A 5243-nucleotide genomic window follows, 5' to 3' on the forward strand; every position below is an offset into this window, starting at 1 on the left:
GCATGAAATCGGCCTCACACTCAAACAGTGTAGATGACTTCAGCTTCTCGCGGAGTTCATCACTGGCTTTCCAAGCAAAAGGCGTCATTTGCAGCAGGTCAAAGGCGTCATTACCTGGCAGTTGCATGATGTAATTGAGTGTCTGCTGAGCGGCCAGTTCAAAGCCGTCTATCTGTTCTGGCTCTTCGTTGTGCAGGCGTACTTGTTGATATATGTGTTCACGCAACTGGTAGAGATGGCGAGCTGCGGGTGTCACGGTAATCACCACACCTTCTGGGCTGAGAGCTCGATTCAGCTCTTCGGCTTTACATGGCGCGTAAATACGCAAGATGGCGTCCAGGCTGCCGTCTGCGAAGGGTAAACGGTGGCTGGATGCCACGCTAAAGTGGCAGTTCGGGTAACGTTTTGAAGCGTAACGAATCGCGATTTTTGAGATATCGAGACCGAACGTGCATGCGGTTGGCGAGCATGCCGACAGTGTCCGTTCAACCTGATCAGTGTAGTAACCTTCGCCACAACCGATATCGAGCAACCGGGCCTGACCCTCTTCCAGGTATTCTGCGCACAACTGGGCGACAGCTTGACGCATTGGGTCGTAGTGGCCGCCTTCCAGGAAGCGGCGGCGTGCCTGCATCATCTCTTTGTTGTCGCCTGGATCTTTGGAGCGCTTATGATGGGCCGGCATCAGATTGACATAACCTTCCTTTGCCATATCGAACTGGTGGTTGTTCTCACACTGGTAAGTCCGTTCGTTCAGGGACAAGGTTTGATGACAAAGGGGGCACTGGTAACTCATAACGACCTCAACGGTTAAGCAGGGCGGCAAGTCTACCAAAAACCGCCCGATCAGGCGAAATAAAAAGAGCCGGACAGACCGGCTCTGGTGGGATTAGTGGAAAAAGTCCACTTGTTGCTTGAGTGATTGAGCCTGACGTTGCAGCTCTGCGGCACTGTCGGTGGTTTTCGCACTGGTATCGCGACTTGCCCGGTTCAGGTCACTGATGGAATGGGCATTGGCAGCGATCTCCTGAGAGACCTGTGCCTGCTCTTCCGAAGTGGCGGCGATGGCCTCAGCCTGAGAGGCGATCGATTGCACCTGAACGGCTATCGCTTCCAGTGCCGTACCGGCATCCTGAGCTTTGTTAAGCACCTGATTGGCGCTGGTTTGGCTCTGGTTCATCAGATTGACGGCGTTATGGGTTGAGCCTTTGAGTTTTTCGATGATTTCGACCACATCCTGCACTGAGGTTTGAGTGCGGTGAGCCAAAGTGCGCACTTCATCGGCCACTACGGCGAAACCGCGTCCCTGCTCACCGGCGCGGGCTGCTTCAATCGCGGCGTTCAATGCCAGCAAGTTGGTTTGCTCGGCGATTTCATCAATCATCTTGGTGACGGTCTGAATGCTTTCGCTGTCACGATTTACTTGTTCAATCGCGCTCGCCGAATTGTCGAGTTGATCGTTGAGCTGCGCGACATCAATACACACGCCTTCCACCATTTCCAGGCCGGACTGACTGTCGGTATTGGCCAGGCGAACGTTTTCCGCAATGCTTTCCACTTGCTGGGCGACGGACTGAGCGGACGAGGCCATTTCTTCAATGGCGGTAACCACCTGCTCGACCTGCTCTTGCTGACGATCAGACTGGGCGAGGTTTTGACGCGCATCCTGAGCGACACTGTTTGAACTGTGTTCCACTTCATCGCTTGTGGCGCGGATTTCACTCACCAGCTCATTCAGTTGACCGGCCATATTGGCCACCCCGTTATTCAGGTTGATGATTTCATTTTTGGAGCTGTGGTCCGAGGCAGGAATGCGAATACTCACTTCGCCTTTCGCCAACCGACCCATGTAGCCGTTGAGTATGGTCAAGGGTTTCAGGGTGCGGTTGAGCACCAGAGTCAGAATCACAAATGTAGCGAGCGCTACCAGCAGCGAGATAATGATGATCAGTTTAAGCAGTGTCTGACTGCCCTGAGTGACTTCGCTGATAAAGGTGCCACCGAGGAGTTTCCAGTTCCAGCCCGGAACCTCGGTAAACACCAGGTATTTCTCACCAATCGTGCCCTGACTCGCAAACGGGTAGAGAATAAGGCCACTTGGCTGAGTAAAGATTTGATGAAACGGCGTGTCGCCATTGTAGTCACGGACGTCCTGAATGGGCGCATCACTCTCTTTACGCACGGGATGAAGCAGGTAATGACCCTGATTGTCTTTGGCATTGTCGACAATGATGGTGTACCCCGTTTCGCCCCAACTGACGGTTTTCAGCGCAGTAAACAGTTCCTGAGTGGCATTTTCCACCGGCAGCCCAATGAACGACAGGCCATTGACTTTGCCATTGGCATCGGTAATCGGGGCGTAGTAGGTCACATAACGCTCACCAAACAAGGTTACCTGAGCATAGTAAGGCTGGCCGTTGACCAGTTGTTGATAGCCGGGATGATCCGGTCCCAGCGTAGTGCCGATGGCGCGCTGGCCGCTCGGATCTTTCAGTGAAGTCGATACGCGGATAAAGTCGTTGCCCAGCGGCGCAAACAGCGTTGCGACCGCACCTGTGTCACGGGTAAAACTGTCGACCAGTTTGGTGTCATTGATCAAGCTTTCCCCGTACTGAGTCATGTTGGGGATTTGTTTGCCTTCAAAATCCACGGTGTAATTTTCAACGTAGACCCCTGCGAGATAGCCGTTTCGAAACGTGGACTCCAAGACTTCGGCCGTATGCAGATAAGCATCAAACTGACCGGCAATGGTTTTGGCCATGGTTTCGACTTTTGACTGATGTTCTTTCAGTGTGTTCTCCAGCAGAACCTGCGACGCGTTGCGATACACCAATACGGCAATACTGGTAAAGGCGACCAGCAGGCAGAGTGTGATAACCAGCTTGAGCTGAAAACCGACACTTTGATTTTTATACTTTTCTATCATTCTTCGTGATTCCTGGTTGACGTGACACCTAGTAATGTAGGCGGTTAAATCCGTCTGACGCATAAATTTAACCCACGGATACTACAAAGTTCCCCCGAGTGCTTGTTTGATTCTTATTAATGAAACAGATGAAAAGCACCAAAATCCACCGGCTGGCTTTATCAAGACCCACGAGGATGAAAAAATGACAGGCAAAGAAGAGGCCAGCGAGTGCTGGCCTGAATGGTTATGCTACTGATAAGAGGGTTGAGAGCTGGTAGTGCTCTCCAGGTTGCAATATTTTACCTTGCTCCAGGCTAGGTGCATGCAGGGTGGATTCTACGCACAGCATGGTCAGATAGCCGTCGTCGGCCATATCGGCCATCGCCTGCGCACCTGCCGCCCAAGGATTCCACAGGACTGCGGCATTGTGACCGCTGTTTTCCACCACCAAAGTGCGTTCAAAACGGCTATCGGCCACCTTAATGTGAGCCTCTGGTTGCGTGTATACCCGATCGATGGTGTCGCTCAGTTGCAGGACATCGCCACCCTGACACGCTTTTTCATTCTGCAAACTGTCAATGTAATCACTGCCCATGCCACGAACAGAGACCTCGCGGATGTCAGCGACGTTGAGGTAAGTGTGCAGCGCGCCGGAGAAGGTCCAGGCGTGTTGATCCGTGTTCACGACATCCAGGGTGACTTTCAGAGTATCACTGACTTCTATGATCAAACGTGCATCAAATTGGTGTGGCCACAGCGTGAGCGTTTGTTCGTTGGGGCGTAATCCTAACTCGATGATAACGCCTTGCTCGTTTTCACGATGTTCAAGCAGCGTCCATTCGCTGTTGCGTGCGAAGCCATGCGACGGAGCAGCAATGCGACCAAACCAAGGCCAGCACACCGGGATGCCGCCGCGCAATGCCGCTTTACCGTCAAATACGGCTTGGTCGCTCATCCAGATAACATCAGGTTGTCCGGCCGGAGCAAATGACAGCACATGTGCGCCATGTAAGGCAATTCCAGCGGTGGCTTTTTCGTGCAGGACGCGCACGACTTTAACCCCGTCAAGTTCGACGATTGTTACGCTGTCTGACAGAACGGTTAAGGCGGGGAGGGTTTTCAAATCCATACTCTGAACTCCTGAAACTGTGCTCGGACCGAAGCATGCCCGAGAACGACAGATACTAAAAAGGCGACTCGAGAGCCGCCTTTCTTTACGTCTTATCTTTCAAAGACAAGCTTATCGCTAATGCTTACATTACTTAGAGATGTGAGCGATCAGGTCAAGAACTTTGTTTGAGTAACCGATTTCGTTGTCGTACCAAGATACAACTTTAACGAATTTGTCAGTCAGTGCGATACCTGCTTTAGCATCGAACACTGAAGTGCAAGTTTCGCCGATGAAATCTTGAGATACAACTGCGTCTTCAGTGTAGCCCAGAACGCCTTTCAGTTCGCCTTCAGACGCGTCTTTCATTGCTTTACAGATTTCTTCGTAAGAAGCACCGTTAACCAGGTTTACAGTCAGGTCAACAACAGAAACGTTAGCAGTTGGTACGCGGAAAGCCATACCAGTCAGTTTGCCGTTTACTTCTGGAAGTACAACGCCTACTGCTTTAGCTGCACCAGTTGAAGATGGGATGATGTTCTGAGAAGCACCACGACCACCGCGCCAGTCTTTCGCAGAAGGACCGTCTACAGTTTTCTGAGTTGCAGTTGTTGCGTGAACAGTTGTCATCAGGCCAGATTCGATACCGAACTTGTCGTTCAGTACTTTAGCGATAGGCGCCAGACAGTTAGTAGTACAAGAAGCGTTAGAAACGATGTCTTGGCCTGCGTAAGTGTCGAAGTTTACGCCGTTAACGAACATTGGAGTTGCGTCTTTAGAAGGACCAGTCAGAACAACTTTCTTCGCACCAGCAGTGATGTGCTTACGCGCAGTCTCGTCAGTCAGGAAGATACCAGTTGCTTCAGCAACAACGTCAACACCGATTGCGTCCCATTTCAGGTCTTCTGGGTTGCGTTCTGCAGTTACACGTACAGTTTTGCCGTTAACGATCAGGTTACCGCCTTCAACTTCAACAGTACCGTTGAAACGGCCGTGAGTTGAGTCGTATTTCAGCATGTAAGCCATGTATTCTACGTCGATCAGGTCGTTGATACCTACAACTTCGATGTCGTTACGCTCTTGCGCTGCACGGAATACGAAACGACCGATACGGCCAAAACCGTTAATACCTACTTTGATAGTCATTATAGTTGCTCCACAACTTAATTTCTGATTAAAGATAACTGGTAGTAAAATTACAGAATCCAGTAAACATCTGCAATAGAT

General features: G+C 51.1%; 4 protein-coding genes. All 4 read right to left on the reverse strand.

The annotated features are described in order from the left end of the window. Positions 1-796 (reverse strand): 23S rRNA (guanine(745)-N(1))-methyltransferase (gene rlmA / locus CAG65_RS19435; protein ID WP_161454684.1); only part of this gene is annotated, 796 nt, incomplete at its 3' end. Between the two features lie 93 nt (positions 797-889). Then, positions 890-2926, reverse strand: a complete 2037-nt coding sequence (locus tag CAG65_RS19440; protein ID WP_161454685.1) for a methyl-accepting chemotaxis protein — start codon at positions 2924-2926, stop codon at positions 890-892. Positions 2927-3152: 226 nt separating this feature from the next. Continuing rightward, the gene (locus CAG65_RS19445) at positions 3153-4037 is read right to left on the reverse strand and encodes a D-hexose-6-phosphate mutarotase (protein ID WP_021703943.1); all 885 of its coding nucleotides are present in this window, start codon (positions 4035-4037) and stop codon (positions 3153-3155) included. Between the two features lie 129 nt (positions 4038-4166). After that, positions 4167-5162: a type I glyceraldehyde-3-phosphate dehydrogenase gene (gene gap / locus CAG65_RS19450; RefSeq protein ID WP_161454686.1), complete on the reverse strand. Its 996-nt coding sequence runs from the start codon at positions 5160-5162 to the stop codon at positions 4167-4169. Positions 5163-5243: the final 81 nt, after the last annotated feature.

It is taken from the genome of Vibrio sp. V39_P1S14PM300 (assembly GCF_009904765.1).
GTDB classification, from domain to species: domain Bacteria; phylum Pseudomonadota; class Gammaproteobacteria; order Enterobacterales; family Vibrionaceae; genus Vibrio; species Vibrio proteolyticus.

Excerpts from the sequence above, each read along its gene's own strand:
- CAG65_RS19440 (WP_161454685.1), bottom strand. The coding sequence starts at position 2,926 with ATGATAGAAAAGTATAAAAATCAAAGTGTCGGTTTTCAGCTCAAGCTG.
- CAG65_RS19445 (WP_021703943.1), bottom strand. The coding sequence starts at position 4,037 with ATGGATTTGAAAACCCTCCCCGCCTTAACCGTTCTGTCAGACAGCGTA.
- gap (WP_161454686.1), bottom strand. The coding sequence starts at position 5,162 with ATGACTATCAAAGTAGGTATTAACGGTTTTGGCCGTATCGGTCGTTTC.